At 45.9% G+C, this 15322-nt stretch carries 9 protein-coding genes; 6 read left to right on the forward strand and 3 right to left on the reverse strand.

What is annotated here, in order from left to right; translation table 11 throughout:
- Positions 1-119: 119 nt before the first annotated feature.
- Together FXO21_RS06915 and tamL are read left to right on the forward strand one after the other, a co-directional pair.
- Positions 120-5060: a translocation/assembly module TamB domain-containing protein gene (locus FXO21_RS06915; protein ID WP_149639409.1), complete on the forward strand. Its 4941-nt coding sequence runs from the start codon at positions 120-122 to the stop codon at positions 5058-5060.
- Positions 5050-7497: a translocation and assembly module lipoprotein TamL gene (tamL, locus tag FXO21_RS06920; protein WP_225865601.1), complete on the forward strand. Its 2448-nt coding sequence runs from the start codon at positions 5050-5052 to the stop codon at positions 7495-7497. Before FXO21_RS06915 ends, tamL begins: the two co-directional genes overlap by 11 nt.
- Positions 7498-7660: 163 nt before the next feature.
- Here the strand turns inward: tamL and mce are convergent, their stop codons facing one another.
- Both mce and rsgA read right to left on the reverse strand, forming a co-directional pair.
- Positions 7661-8065 (reverse strand): methylmalonyl-CoA epimerase, encoded by a 405-nt coding sequence (mce, locus tag FXO21_RS06925; protein WP_149643399.1) that lies wholly within the window; start codon positions 8063-8065, stop codon positions 7661-7663.
- Between the two features lie 34 nt (positions 8066-8099).
- Positions 8100-9035 carry a ribosome small subunit-dependent GTPase A gene (gene rsgA / locus FXO21_RS06930; RefSeq protein ID WP_149639411.1) on the reverse strand — a complete coding sequence of 312 codons (936 nt, stop codon included), beginning with the start codon at positions 9033-9035 and terminating at the stop codon, positions 8100-8102.
- A 333-nt stretch (positions 9036-9368) separates the two neighbouring features.
- On the opposite strand from rsgA, the gene FXO21_RS06935 reads away from it, so the two are divergent.
- The gene (locus FXO21_RS06935; RefSeq protein ID WP_149639412.1) at positions 9369-10592 is read left to right on the forward strand and encodes an ROK family transcriptional regulator; all 1224 of its coding nucleotides are present in this window, start codon (positions 9369-9371) and stop codon (positions 10590-10592) included.
- Between the two features lie 19 nt (positions 10593-10611).
- On the opposite strand, the gene FXO21_RS06940 is transcribed toward FXO21_RS06935, so the two are convergent.
- Entirely contained in the window at positions 10612-11868 is a 1257-nt protein-coding gene (locus FXO21_RS06940; protein WP_149639413.1) for a 3-deoxy-D-manno-octulosonic acid transferase, read from the reverse strand.
- Between the two features lie 218 nt (positions 11869-12086).
- Here FXO21_RS06940 and FXO21_RS06945 point away from each other — a divergent pair, with 218 nt between their 5' ends.
- The 3 genes from FXO21_RS06945 (at position 12087) to metK (ending at position 15289) form a co-directional block, all read left to right on the forward strand.
- The gene (locus FXO21_RS06945) at positions 12087-12860 is read left to right on the forward strand and encodes a hypothetical protein (RefSeq protein WP_149639414.1); all 774 of its coding nucleotides are present in this window, start codon (positions 12087-12089) and stop codon (positions 12858-12860) included.
- Between the two features lie 58 nt (positions 12861-12918).
- On the forward strand, positions 12919-13797 hold the full coding sequence (gene lipA / locus FXO21_RS06950; protein WP_149639415.1) for a lipoyl synthase: 879 nt from the start codon (positions 12919-12921) through the stop codon (positions 13795-13797).
- Between the two features lie 211 nt (positions 13798-14008).
- Positions 14009-15289: a methionine adenosyltransferase gene (gene metK / locus FXO21_RS06955; RefSeq protein WP_149639416.1), complete on the forward strand. Its 1281-nt coding sequence runs from the start codon at positions 14009-14011 to the stop codon at positions 15287-15289.
- Positions 15290-15322: the final 33 nt, after the last annotated feature.

A 15322-nucleotide genomic window follows, 5' to 3' on the forward strand; every position in this document is an offset into this window, starting at 1 on the left:
ATATTAATTAAGTGTAACTGGATGGTCAGCAATATAATCTGACCGTCCAGATTTTTTATCAGGGAGCGCAATCACTCATTGTCTGTTTCAGGCTGAGGCAAACGGAATACAAGTCGGGGATGAAGAAAGTATTGAAAGTACTGGCAATTATAATTTTAACAGTATTGATTCTGGTCGGGGTGCTGATCTGGGGAATTACGACACCGTACGGGCAGAATGTTTTAACATCCCAGGCGAATTCATTCCTGCGAAAAAAGCTCAAAACCAATGTCAGTATCGAGAAGGTCCGCTTCGACATTCCGGACTGGATCATGCTGGAAGGTGTTTATTTCGAAGATACCCACGGCGACACGCTTGTTTCCGGCAAAAGACTGTACGTGGATCTGGATATGTTCAGTCTCATAAAGGGAAATATTGGTATCAACAAAGTGGAGCTGGAAGGGATCAATGCAAATATCAACCGGGTACTTCCCGATACCGTTTTCAATTTCCAGTTTATTGTCGATGCATTTGCCAGTACGGACACGACTACCGTAGAAGATACTACCGCTGCGCCGTTGGAAATGCGACTCGATCAGATCTCGCTCAAACAAGTACGGCTTTCTTATCGCGATGCTGTAACGGGAATGGACGCAATCGCCGTTATTGATTCGGCACACGTCAAGTTTGACAAATTCAACCCTACCCTTTCCCAATACCACCCAACTATGGTTGCCTTGCTGAACAGCGAGGCGAAACTGCGGATGTATGCACCACTTAAAACCGCCGCAGCTGGCCCGCCAGTCGCTGAACCAAAAACTGAGCCGGGGGACACGTTAGATCTGAAATTGGGCGATATTGATATCAGCCAGTTCAAATTTCAGTTTGAAGATGAGGTTTCAGGTTTGAAAAACGGGATCACGCTTGACAAGTTGCAGGGACATATCAATAAGCTTTTTCTGGAAAGCCAGCAGGTGGATGTAAAAAGTGTGAGCCTGGAAAACATGTCGCTTTTTGCGGAGTTTGCTAAAAAGCAAAAGGTGGCCGAAAAGAAGGATACTACTGCTACTGCACCCGAAACGCCGGGCTGGAATGTAAAAGTGGGGCAGATAAAATTAGTAAATAATGATATCCGGTACGATGATAACAACTCCCCTGCTCAACCAAGAGGACTCGACTTTGCGCATTTGAATATAAAAGACCTGAATATCGATCTGCAGGATTTTATCTTCTCGCCGGAAACGATAGCGGGAGCGTTGAAATCTGGTTCATTCAATGAAAAAAGCGGATTTAAATTACGGGAATTTCATACCGATTTCGCTTACGGGGAACAGGAAACTTACCTGCGCAACCTCCTGGTAAGGACTCCCAATACGACCTTGCGCGACGAATTAAGCCTGCGTTACGCTAATCTGGAACAGCTCACAAACGATATTGCGAAAGTCAAACTCAAACTGAAACTGACCAACAGCCGCGTTTCTTTTGCCGATGTACTGTTGATCATGCCGGATCTGGCGAAAACGCCTCCTTTTGACAAAGAACCAAATGGTGTAGTGCAAGGCTCGGCCAATATCACCGGCTCCGTGAATGATATGCTGATTTCGAAAGCCGATTTCCGCATGCTCAATGGAACGGTACTAAATATAAATGGTCGCGTGCAGGGATTGCCGGAAGCTGAAAAACTGGCAATGGATCTCAATATCAGCGAAATTTCCTCTACTAAACAGGATTTGATGAAAATGCTTCCCGATAGCGCAGTACCTGCGTCGATCGAGCTGCCGGAGGATATTAAGATTTCGGGTAAGGTGAAGGGTTCGATGGAAAACCTGACGATGACCACGACCATCAACACTTCTTTTGGAACGGGAACATTTTCCGGAAACCTGAAAAATATTACCGATAGCTTAAAAGCACAATACAACGGTACGCTCGCATTCGAGGATTTTGATCTTGGCAAACTTACAAAACAGCCACCCGCGGAAATGGGCAAGCTTACGCTCCGGACGGATCTGGAAGGTGTCGGTTATGCGCCTAATACCATGAAAGCACGGCTCGACGGAACGATCGCCAGTGCAGATATTAAAGGTTATGTATATCAAAACCTGACATTAAAAGGCGACATAGACCATGGAATGGCGAATGTAACAGCCGATATGGAAGACCGGAACATCGACGTCAACCTCACTGCCCAGGCTGATCTTTCCAAAGAATATCCTGCCGTAAAAGCAGACTTGTCGATCGACCATCTTGACCTGACTGCGCTAAATCTATATGCAGACTCTTTGCAGATCAAAGGGGATATCCAAGTCGATATGCCTTCGACCAACCCTGAAAATCCCCTTGGAACAGTCAATATCAGTGACCTGGTACTTACCCACCACCGCCGGCCAACTACCGTCGCAAATATCAATATGGCGCTGACGGATTCGAGCGGAAAGCGGCAGGCCAATATCGATTCGCCTTTTTTGAAGGTAAAAATGGAGGGTGATTATTCCTACACTAAACTTGGCGACGCCTTATTGACGGAGATTGGGAAACACTTTAAAGCACCGGACCTTACTTACACGGAAGTAACCAAGCCGGTCAACTTTACGTTGGACGCCACGGTAACTAACCACCCGGTTTTTCAAATGTTCGCGCCGCAGTTGCGTGAGATGAACCCAATTCAGTTTCATGCCGAGATGGACAACCAGAAAGATTCATCGATTGTGGCGAAACTGAGTATTCCAATGGTGGATTACGACAGTATCCGAATCGAGCGCGTTTCCGTTGATTTGAGTACCGTGGATGAAAATGCCGCGCTGAATGCGAATGTTGGCTCGGTAAACACAGGCAGTTTCAGAGTACAAAAAGCCTCTTTGGCGAGCAAAATCGTTAATAATGACGTCAAATTTGACTTCATCGTAAGAGATTCTGTCAATACCGAACAGCATATGGTGAAAGGTGACCTGATGATCGCTGACAACCGCTACCGCCTCAACCTGCGCGAAAACCTGCTCTTAAATTATAGTGAATGGGCGACAGACACTTCTGGCTACATTCAATATACCACTGATAGTCTTTATGTAAAGGATTTTATAATTAAAAATGGCGAACAGTCGCTGGTGATCAATTCTACTACCCCAGAGCCGAATAGTCCGCTGGATATTGCCATGTCCAATATCTCCATTGGAAAACTGATCGAAATCGCTACCCGCGATTCGACGATGGCGACGGGAATATTGAATGGGAAGGTACTTTTGAGCAATTATATGACTGCGCCGGTTTATACCGGTGACCTGACGATCGACAGTCTGGCGGTGACCAAAATTCCGGTAGGAAATCTGTCGGTGAAATCGACCAATGAAACCGAAGACCTGATCAAGGTTGCGATGTCGCTTGTGAGCAGCCAGAATGATATTGCCATCGACGGAAGTTACAACCTGAAATCCGACTCGCCGATGGATTTCAAAATGGCACTAAAAAAGCTCAGTGCACAGACAATCGAGGCATTCAGTTTTGGGGAGTTGAAAAGAGCAGAAGGTAACCTGACGGGAGATATTGCAATTACAGGCGCAACCGACAGCCCCCGCCTGAATGGCGCAGTTAATTTCGACAAAGTAGCTTTCAAAGCAACACAGCTCGGCTCGCGCTATTCGCTGGCAAATCAGAAGATCCAGTTTAACGGACAAAAGATCAATTTCAACAATTTCACGATCGCCGATTCGCTGAACCAGCAAATGAAGATCAACGGGAATGTGGATATTGCCAATATCCCGAATGTAGGATACGACCTGACGATAGAGGGTAAGAATTTCAACGTTCTTAATTCTACACAAAAAGAAAACGAACTGTTTTTCGGAAAGGCCAACATTGACGCTAACCTGACAGTAAAAGGTGTAGGCAGTAAGTCGGTGATCGACGGGAGCGTAAAAGTAGACCCGGGCAGCAACATTACTTTTGTGATGCCAAATGACGCTACCGAGGCTGGCGACGCGACGAAAGGGGTGATAGAATTTGTCGATATGAGCGATTCTACACAAATCGCGCTGGCTGATTCTGCTGAGAAAGCTGAAAATATAGTAGTCGACTTCGCTTCGCAAATCTCGCTGGATATTGCCGTTGACGATAAATCTGAGTTTAAAGTAGTGATCGATGAATTGAATGGTGACAATATCCGATTGAAAGGAAATGCGCAGCTCAATACCGGTATTGCACCAAATGGTCAGCTATTCCTGCTCGGTTCTTACGATCTGACAGAAGGTTCTTACGATCTTACATTGCAGATTCTGAAGAGGCAGTTTCAAATCAAAAAAGAAAGCACTTTGCTTTGGACCGGCGATCCGATGAAAGCGGACCTGAATATTACTGCCGCCTATGAAGTAGAGGTGGATCCGGGCTCGATCGCCTCCAAATTCCAGGGAGCGAGCAAGATCCCCATCGAAGTGCAGATCGTGATCACAGGTAACCTGACTACTCCCAATATTACATTCAATATTGTTCCCGGTACCGGCATTGACGAACAGATAAAAAGTGACATTACCGGCCAGATTTTCTGGAATGATATGAAGAATAATCCTTCGGAAATGAACAAGCAGGCATTCGCACTGCTGATCACGAATAAGTTTATTACCGACCAATCGTCTTCCGGTTTCAACCTGGGCTCCAGTGCAGAAGCAGTGGCGCGGCAGAGTGTGAGCCAGCTATTGAGCGACCAGCTGAATAACCTGGCTTCCGACCTGATCAAAGGGGTTGACCTGGATATCGGACTTAACTCGACCGCTGATCAAACCACCGGCGCACGTACCGATTTGAATGTAGGGTTGAGCAAAGCTTTCCTGAACGATCGTTTGAAGGTTTCAGTGGGTAAAAATTTCGAGCTGGAAAGTCAGTCAAATTCTGCGAGTTCTTCAGAGGTATTCGACAACATCGCACTCGATTACTCCATTTCCAAAGACGGCAGGTATATGTTCAGGGGGTATCGTAAAAATCAATATCAATCCATTCTGGAAGGTTTTATTATAGAAACCGGCGTGAGTTTCATTGTTACGGCGGATTATGATCTGTTCCGTGAATTTTTTCAAAAGCGAAATGAAGAATAGTCTGTTTGTCATACTGGTATCATGCTTATTTCTGGGCGGCTGTTCAGTGAATAAATATGTTCCCGCCGGGCAAAGTTTATATGTAGGAAGCAAGGTCAACGTGACGCCCGACAGCATCTCCAGGCCAAATGTCTCCGGCGTGGCGGATCAGCTCGAAGGGCTGGTGAAACCGCCGCCAAATAAGACACTTTTCGGCTTCGCATGGAAAGTATGGTTTTACTACTGGATCGGTGAACCGAAAGACGAAGGCGGCCTCCGGAGCTGGTTCCGCAACAAGCTGGGAGAAGAACCACGTTTTGCTACCGAACGTGTGGCGGATATCAATGCAGCCAATATGGTATCTCATCTCGACAACGAAGGTTATTACCGCTCTTCCGTACAAGGCAAGGTTGTTCCAACCAAAAAGCAAAAACGCCGCACTGCGGTCATGGAGTTCGATGCATACGTAATGCCGCGATATGTAATTAATCAATTCAACTACGTGGTTCCGGATAGCTCTTTGTTTAACAGGGATCTTGTGAAGGCTAAGGAGAAAACACTTTTCAGAAAAGGTGATCCGATCAGGCTGGACGTCGTTACAGCCGAAAGAACACGCATTGATCAGGAATTAAAAGGAAAAGGCTATTACTTTTTCAATCCTGATTATCTGATCGTCAAGGTCGATTCGACGATCGGACGGGCAGATTCTACATTGGGGCCGCAGCAGGTTAACCTGTTTCTGGAAGTGAAGAAAGAAACCGCGCAGACTTCTCTGAAGCAGTATTTTATCAATAATATTTTCGTAAACACAGGCACACAGGAAAATCAGAGTGCCGACTCCGTTGTAACACGCGGACCGTTGCGCAGGGGCATCCAGGTTACAGACCCTGGCAAGCTATACAAGCGACGGATATTCTACGACGCGATTGGTTTCCGGAGGGGAAATATGTATACCAACACCATGCACGAAGTATCACTGTCGAGGCTGGTCAACCTCCAAAATTTTCGTTTTGTAAAAAACCGTTTCGATCTCGTGCCGCGTTCAGACTCTGCTTTACTGGATGTGTATTACGATCTGGCGCCGATGAAGAAAAAGTCGCTGCAAACGACATTGAGCGCCAGTACCAAATCGAACAACCTGGGCGGTTCTCAGCTGGACGTAACCTGGCGGAACCGGAATTTTTTCAGGGGTGCAGAGATGTTGTCTGTTAATGCTTATTACGGATTCGACGTTCAGTTAGGCGGTAATCGAAGTGAAAGTATCAGTGCTTTGAGAAAAATTGGGAATGAATATATCCGATATGGTGCCAGAGCAGATCTTTCTTTCCCCAGGTTTATTATTCCATTTGTTCGGATAAGACCCGAAAAAAGCCAGGCTTTGCCTAAAACTATTTTATCTCTTAACTATGAGAACCGGGTACAGCGCGGACTCTATACCACTACTTCCATAAGGGGCGACTGGTCTTATGTTTGGAGCAAAAAATCAGAAGTTGTCCACACGCTCGCGCCGTTTTCTATTAACTATGTAACAACCGGGGGACTCAATCTTGAAAACATCGCTAAAATTGCTGAAAGCCCAAATACCAATCCGCTTGACACAGATAGACTATACAAAATCATTGACGCGAAATATTTTATTGCAGGATCCAATTATAGCATCTCTTACCGCCCCACTCCGCGGCCTTTCAGCAAAAATCAATTCGCGTTGACTGGCGGTATAGACTATGGTGGTAATCTCCTCAGTTTATTTGCAAAAAGACCCCTGCCACCCGATGACACATTGCCAAAGGAATTTTTGAAAGTACCCGTTTTTCAATATGTAAAAGTAGATGGAGATATCCGGTACTACCGCACACTTACTCCTTCCATTAAATGGGCCAATCGCTTGTTAGTAGGAATGATAAAGCCGTATGGTAATTCTAAAACAATGCCTACTCCACAGTTCAAACAGTATTTCGGTGGCGGTAGCACTGGAATCCGTGCATTTCGGGCACGGGCACTCGGCCCGGGCTCTCTTGAACCGGATACAGCGAGTTTCAATTTGTTAGGATATCAGCAATTCGGCGATATTCGCATGGAATTCAACACAGAGTTTAGGGTTAAATTCACCAATATTATTAACGGCGCTGTGTTTATGGATGCTGGAAACATCTGGTCCTTTGGCGACACGACGCGAATCGGCTATGGTTCCAAGGCATTAATAAAAAATGGATTTATAAAGCAACTAGCGGTAGGCGGTGGTATTGGTTTACGCCTTGACTTTTCCTATTTAGTGTTCAGGCTCGACTTGGCTACTCCTTTCAGAAAACCCTGGTACAGAGAGTTGAGAAATCCTGAGGATCCTTTCGGAGCGCCAATATCAAAGAATACCTGGGTATTTAACGAAATTGATTTTGGAAGTAAAGCTTGGCGGCGGGAGAATTTGATATTGAATATCGCGGTTGGCTTGCCATTTTGATAATCACATAGCTTACTTCGATTATTTCGATATTTTTCAGGAGGGTTCACAGGATTGGATGATTGCCATGACAATAAATGCCCCAGCGGGGCACCCTGCTTATAGACAAATACACCATTTTTTCAAGCTCCAAAGGAGCTCCCTGCAAAACCAAATCGAAACGCTATTTCATCTCCTGGCACAATTCCACCAATATGCCGTTCGTGCCTTTTGGATGAAGGAAGCAAACCAACTTATTATCAGCCCCCGGCTTCGGATCAGGGCTTAAAAGTGTAAAACCTTCATTTTCAAGACGTGTCATTTCCGCTCGGATATCGTCGACTTCGAAGGCAATATGGTGAAATCCTTCGCCTTTTTTCTCAATAAATCTGGCGATGACACTGTCGGAATGAGTGGCTTCCAACAGCTCTATTTTGGTTTGATTAATTTTGAAAAATGAAGTCGCAACACTTTCGGAATCGACGGTTTCCCGCTTATAAGGTACTGTGTTGAACAGGCTGGCAAACAATTTCTCTGCCGCCGCCAGCTCTTTCACCGCAATACCGATATGCTCCACATTAATCATAATCAAACTCTAAACTCATAAACTATGAACCCGCAAACTACTTCCTGTTATCTCCTCCCCCAACCATGCTCAGATAGCTTTCATACCTGCTCAAAGCGATTTCGCCTTCGGTAACGGCTGTCTTCACAGCACAGCCGGGCTCGTTGATATGCTGGCAGTTGTTGAACCTGCACTGATTTAACAATTCACGCATTTCGGGGAAATAATGGCTGATTTCTTCCGGCTTCATATCAGCCAGCCCAAGCTCCTTAATACCAGGTGAATCAATGATATAAGTGCCCTCCCCAAGCTCGAACATCTCAGCAAAAGTCGTCGTATGTACACCCTTGTTAGCAAAAGTTGAAACCTCCTGGGTTTTAATCGAAAGCCCCGGCGCGATGGCATTCACCAATGTGGACTTACCTACCCCCGAATGCCCGGAAAGCAGCGAAACCTTGCCTTGAAGCAGTTCCGAAAAGTGTTCCAGCCCGGTTTGACCCAATGCCGTGACTGCGAGACAGCGGTATCCCAGACTTTCATAAAGCTCCATCAGTTCTGCCTGAAACTCCTTCATTTCATCATTCAGCAGATCCTGTTTGTTAAAAACCAATACGCCCGGAATGCGGAAGGATTCGATCGCGACCAGAAAACGGTCGATGAAGCCGAGTGAAGTCCTTGGAAATACCAGCGTCGCGATCAATATCGCCTGATCCACATTCGCTGCCAGTAAATGCGCATGGGCTGTTTTATGCACCGATTGCCGGATCACATAATTCTCCCTAGGCAATATCTCATGGATTATGCCGAAATTCTCTCCTTCATCTTCTATTTCAAATCTGACGAAATCACCAACGGCGATCGGATTGGTTACTTTCAATCCCAGTGCCTTAAATTTTCCTTTTAATCTGCACTGCCATATATGGCCGTCCGTATCGTCACGTACCTCGTACCATGAGCCGGTTGATCGCAGTACCAATCCTCTGTTCAAGCCCATTCTTCTATTTTTTTGTCTAAGTACAGCAAATAAAAAGGAGATTTCCACAGTCACACAAAAAATGTTACCGCTTTGCACATTTTGAGCATATTAATTCAGTAGTTCTTACCCATTTGTAACCTTTACTCATGATAAGGTACCTGCTCCCGGAGACCTGGCCAATACACCAAATTTTGACCAATCGAGTTCTGCAATACGTTCGAAGTAAGGTGTCAATTTATATTTACTAAATAATATTTTTTAAAAATTCCTCTCTTCGGGGCTTTTTTCATACATTAGTTGGGATATCTAGTAAAGAATTTTAAAAATACACCTCAAAAGAGTTTAGTCCCGATGAATCTAGTTGCCGAAGAACCGAATTCGGTTATTGACATTCGTAAGAACCGTGTCAAGAGCAATCTTTTGCTTCATTTATATCAAAACGGCGACACTTCGATCAACAGAATGGCGCGGCTGTTTCATGCCAGTATTCCTTCTGCTACCGGGATCGTCAATGACCTTATCCGGGAAGGATGGATTACCGAAACAGGTACCGGCCCTGCCCGGGCAGGACGCCCGCCTGTGCTTTACGGCCTGAATGCCAGGAAGTACCTGACGGTCATCATGGATATTAACAGGCATGATACGCAGCTCGTCGTTTTTGATCTTCATAATCAGCTTATAATTAAAAAGAAGGTAGATATACGCCTGGACGATTCAGCTACTTTTTTGGAGCAGTTGTTCGACTTTGCCGACGATTTTCTGGCTTCCAACAATATCAGTTCCAGTAAGCTTTGGGGAATCGGGGTTTCCATGCCCGGCCTCATTAACTCGTCGCAGGGAGTTAACCTCACATATCTTAACCTCACACCACCGGGCGTCCCGCTGGTCGCTCATCTGAGAAACCATTTCAGGCTGCCTGTTTGCTTATTTAACGATACCAAAGCTACCACGATCGGCGAGCACCGTTTCGGTCTTGCAATGCAAAAATCGCAGGTACTTACGATCAATATCGACTGGGGCGTTGGTCTGGGCATTATCATCAACGGAGAGGTCTTTAACGGTGCTTCCGGGTTTGCCGGTGAGCTGGGCCATATTCAGGTTAAGCCAGATGGTATGCTTTGTCACTGCGGCAAAGTCGGCTGCCTCGACACAATTACTTCCGCTATGGCGCTCATTCGCCAGGCAAAAGAAGGGATTGCAGCCGGCAGGGCTACAATTTTGACCCAGATCGTCAACAATGATCTTGATCTGCTGGAAACAAGTCATCTGATTGAAGCTGTGCACGCAGGCGACGAATTTTCAATTGACCTGCTGAGTAATGTGGGAACGGAGCTTGGCAAAGGGCTGGCTACGGCTGTCCATCTTTTCAACCCGGAAGTGATCATAGTAGGTGGATTACTTGCCGAGGCGGGTCCATTTATTTCCAATCCGATTGAACAGGCGATCAACAAATACTGCCTGTCCGACTTTAAGAACTCTTTGACACTGCACATCTCCAAACTGGGTGCAAAAGCGCGGCTGCTTGGTACGCAGGCTCATTTGTTCGAACACCTTATTGTTAAAGAGTTTCCATAAAAAAGAACGGCAAGGTGGTTCAACCGATGATTTGTTTCACCTTGCCCATGATAATTTCTGTGGCGCCAGTGCCCGACGCCACATAGGTTTCAGAAATGCGCCCTGCTGTGGCCCTTTTCGAATCGTTTGCAAGAAAATCACCTATTATTTGCTCTGCGGAAGCCACTCCTGACACCGGGAATGCGCCTCCCAGCGCTATCAGGTCAACTGCCTCCTGAAAACGCCGGTAACTTTTATCGCCAAAAATCACAGGTAGCCCGAAGGTAGCGGCTTCCAGAATGTTATGCAGGCCCACCCCGAAAGCTCCGCCAATAAATGCCATTTGTCCGTACTTGTACAAAGACGAAAGCATTCCCACATTGTCGATGATCAGGTAACTGTACGCACTTAAATCAGTAACCGAATGAAGTTCCGAATATAAAACAGACTTTCCGGCAAGCTGTTTCCGCCAGTCTCCGATTTCGTCCTTTTTAATTTCATGGGGCGCGATAATTGCTTTGAGCTGTGCCTCAAAACGGTTCAGGACCGGAATCAAAACCTGCATATCGGCTTCCCAGACTGAGCCGGCGACCAGGCAGGTCTGGTAATTTGTGAAAGCTGCGATCTCAGGCAGGTCACGCGCCTTCAAGGCGATTTCCTTTACCCTGTCGAACCGGGTGTCCCCCGCGATACTGCAGGCTGTGATACCGATCTGGCGGAGCATGGATACCGACTGTTCATTTTGCACAAAAAGATGATCGACAGCGCCGAGCATGTCCCGGTGCAGAAATCCCTGTGGCTTAAAATAGATCTGACCCGGTCTGAAAATGGACGAAAAAGAAAGAATGTATGCGTCGCTTTTTTTGAGCTCCTGCAGGTAATTAAGCCAAAACTCGTACTTGATAAAAAACGCGATCCTCGGTTTCACAATCTGCACAAAACGGGCAGCATTTGCATGCGTATCTATGGGAAGGTAACACACGAAATCGGCGCCGGTGTAATTTTTCCTGACCTCATACCCCGATGGCGAAAAAAAAGTCAGCAAAAGAAAATGATCCGGATAGGCCAATTTATATGCCTCCATCACCGGTCTTCCCTGCTCGAATTCCCCCAGAGAAGCGGCATGAAACCACGCTACAGGTTTCTTGCCTTCGCGGGCAGCAAGAGCTTTTTGCAAATTCTCAAACACATTGCGCCTGCCTTCTACGCCTGATTGTATTTTTTTGTTAAACGGTGCAGCAACCCTGATAAGTGAAGCGAAGAGATTGATTGCTGCCTGATAGATTATTTTACTCAATGGCGTTGATAGAAAGGATATTAGACAGAAATAAAGTTGTTGAAAATCACTTTTTATGTGAGCCTGCGGCAGGCTTTTTTCTATCTTTTTTCGTTAAAAGAACATAAAAGTACAAAATTCCGTTAAAGTGGATAACGCATGCAAAAGCTTATACGATTATTTTGTATTTTCACTTTTTAGAAGACACATACCTAGTTACGGAGAACTTATTTGACAAAATGATGCGTGTAAAACTTTTACTTTTAGTATCTATTCTGTTTGCACTATCAACAGATATATACGCTCAGCGCCGTGCTGCAAAGAATGAGGACAGTGAAGAGAGCTATAAATCATTCACTTCGGTAGGTATTTCAACCAATACCAATTCCGGTATACTCGGTGGTGCCGTTTTTCGGCAATCTTCTGCACTCTCATCAAAGCTCTTTGGTAAAAACCAATACCGCTACCTTGCACTTGAGGTAGTGAATGTAAAACACCCGAAAGAACTCTCCACGCAGGACTTCGTTACCGGAGCGCGGTTGGTTTTTGGCAAGCAAAACTATCTCTTTGTTATTCGCCCGGAATATGGGCGTGAACTTACCTTGTTTAACCGCCACGAAGACGAGGGTATTTCTATCAGCGGTATCATTGCCGCCGGGCCTTCACTTGGTCTGGAAAAGCCATATATGGTGCAATATCAATCAACTGACGGCCGCGTAGTGACCGAGCCCTTTGACCCGGTGAAACATGCGGGCAGCACGCAGACCCAGGGCGTTGTGGGAGCAGGAAGTTTCTTCCAGGGTTTTGGACAAATGAAAATCGTCCCGGGATTGCACGTCAAAACCGCGATGAGTTTCGAATTAAGTGCCTTCAGAGAGAACGTTACCGGCCTGGAAATTGGTTTTATTGCAGAAGCGTTCAGCCGGAAAACGAAAATTATGGCATTTGCCGAAAACAAAAGCTTCTTCACTTCCGGTTACCTGACCTTATACTTCGGCAGCAAAAAACGCTAGTTCCAATTACAAATTGATCGGTATCCGGAAAGGATGCGATCAGAGATTACAGATTTATATGATTGAATTACCAGTTATTCCATCGGAACGTAAAAGACGCCCCGACTGGTTGAGAGTTAAACTTCCCGCAGGACCAGAATTCCGGAAAGTAAGGCAGCTTGTCGACAATTATAAGCTCCACACCATCTGCGAAAGCGGAAGCTGTCCCAATATGGGCGAATGCTGGGGAGCGGGAACAGCTACATTTATGATCCTGGGCAACGTTTGTACCAGGAGCTGCAGCTTTTGCGCAGTAGCCACCGGCCGCCCTAACGAATACGACACCGACGAGCCCCGGCGTGTTGCAGAGGCGATTAAGCTTATGCAGGTAAAACATGCAGTAATCACATCTGTAAACCGCGATGAGCTGAAAGACAAGGGTGCCGAGATCTGGTACCAGACAGTAAGACAGGTAAAGGAAAATACGCCCGAGACAACGATAGAAACGCTGATCCCGGATGTAAAAAGCAACTGGGAGGCATTGATCCACATGATTGAGGCTGGCCAGGAGGTCGTATCTCATAATATGGAAACGGTAGAACGTTTATACCGCGCGGTGAGGCCGCAAGCTAAATATGCCCGCAGCCTCGAACAGATCAAACGTACCAAGGAATATGGTCAGCGGACTAAATCCGGGATTATGCTTGGACTCGGTGAGACCGTAGACGAAGTGTACAAAGCAATGGACGATCTGGCAGAAAACGGTCTTGATATATTGACATTAGGCCAATATCTCCAGCCAACTAAAATGCACCACGAAGTAATCGAGTGGATCACGCCTGAAATGTTTGAAAACTACAAAGAAGAGGGTTTGAAACGTGGCCTGAAATATGTGGAGTCCGGGCCGCTAGTCCGGTCCAGCTACCATGCTGAGCGACATGTTAATGTCCCTATTTAATCATTAGCTTTTACAAAAAGCCTGCTCTGCGATATTGGGAGCGGGCTTTTTTTATTTTAATGCATAAAAAACCAACCTCGATTCATGCGTGCAGGTGAGTCTTTTTTCCCGTTTTTTTATTTGGTTAATGTCTTAAAAAAAGTCAATTTTGTCTTTTAGTCTATACACTACGTCGTAATTCCGACTGATTAACTTTCAACTTATTTAGTTTATGCCGTACTTATTCACCTCGGAGTCCGTATCTGAAGGACACCCCGACAAGGTAGCAGATCAAATATCAGATGCACTCATTGATAATTTTTTAGCCTGGGATACCGACAGCAAAGTGGCTTGCGAAACACTGGTAACTACCGGTCAGGTGGTGCTGGCAGGCGAAGTCAAAACGAACACCTATCTTGACGTTCAGAAGATCACGAGAGAGGTAATCAGAAGGATTGGTTATACAAAAAGCGAGTACATGTTTGAGGCTAATTCCTGCGGAATTTTGTCTGCAATTCATGATCAGAGCGCGGATATTAACCAGGGTGTGGACCGTGCGGTATCTTCTTCCAGTTTTGAAGATAAAGCTAATGCACAAGGCGCTGGCGACCAGGGAATGATGTTCGGTTACGCTACCCGCGAAACTGAAAATTACATGCCTCTTGCGCTTGACCTGGCACATAAGATACTTCAGGAAATGTCGGCTATCCGTAACAACGAATTAAGCCTGATTCCTTACCTGCGCCCTGATGCGAAATCGCAGGTGACGATTGAATACAGCGACGATAACGTACCTCAGCGTATTGATACGATCGTTGTTTCTACGCAGCACGATGATTTCGATTCCGAAGAAGCAATGCTTGCAAAAATCAAGCAGGATATTATCAGTATTGTAATCCCACGCGTGAAGTCCAAGCTGACTCCTGAATTGCAGAAACTGTTCACCGGAGAGATCACTTACCATATTAACCCAACGGGTAAATTCGTAATCGGTGGCCCTCACGGAGATACCGGCCTGACGGGAAGAAAGATCATCGTTGACACTTACGGCGGTAAAGGTGCGCACGGTGGTGGTGCATTTTCCGGAAAAGATCCATCCAAAGTGGATCGTTCGGCAGCTTATGCCACACGCCACATTGCCAAAAACATGGTTGCATCAGGTCTTTGCGACGAAGTGCTTGTCCAGGTATCTTACGCGATCGGGGTCGCCAAGCCTTGCGGGTTGTATATCAATACTTACGGAACTGCGAAAGTAAGTGACAACGACGGCGTTATCGCTGAGAAAATCGGCGAAATCTTTGACTTGCGTCCGTATGCAATCGAGCAGAGATTGAAACTCCGCAACCCAATGTATTCTGAAACAGCCGCTTACGGTCATATGGGTCGTAAGAACGAAGTGGTAAAGAAATCTTTCAAAGGAGCGAACGGCGAAGAGAAGGAAGTGGAAGTAGAGCTTTTCACCTGGGAAAAATTAGATTTTGTTGATGCGATTAAGGAGAAGTTTTCGATCTGATTTCTGATAATATATAGCGACAAAAAAACCGGC

This window comes from Dyadobacter sp. UC 10 (assembly GCF_008369915.1).
In the GTDB taxonomy this organism is placed as follows: Bacteria; Bacteroidota; Bacteroidia; order Cytophagales; family Spirosomataceae; genus Dyadobacter.